Origin of the sequence: Shewanella sp. S1-49-MNA-CIBAN-0167 (assembly GCF_040310145.1) — a bacterium.
Classification (GTDB): Bacteria; Pseudomonadota; Gammaproteobacteria; order Enterobacterales; family Shewanellaceae; genus Shewanella; species Shewanella psychromarinicola.
The window spans coordinates 1-313 of record NZ_JBEOPO010000164.1 but is presented as its reverse complement, the minus strand read 5'-3'; the positions used below and the strand labels follow the sequence as shown (position 1 = coordinate 313).

General features: G+C 44.1%; 1 pseudogene. It reads right to left on the bottom strand.

Annotated elements, in window-relative coordinates:
* Positions 1 to 313, bottom strand: a pseudogene (locus tag AAEZ00_RS20825) (hypothetical protein); the annotation flags it as partial.

The following is a 313-nucleotide window of genomic DNA, read 5'->3' as shown; positions in this document are numbered from 1 at the left end:
GTATAAGATGCACTATGGCTGTGTTCAGTGTGTCCTTCCTCATCAACCACTTCATCTTCATGCTCCTCTTCGGCATAAGCTTGACCATTCTGATTGCGCAAATAGCTCAATCCTAGTTGCCAAGAACTCTCGATACCAATGTCACCACCAATCTTGGTTAATGCGGTATACACGCCAACATCATCAAAATCACGCTCTCCGTGCTCATCTGTCGCACGTAAACTTTCACCTTTAAACGCTTCAACGCCCATGGTCCAGTAGAGATCTGTTGGGGCCACATAATTTAAACGAATACCATCATCAAAATAATGAC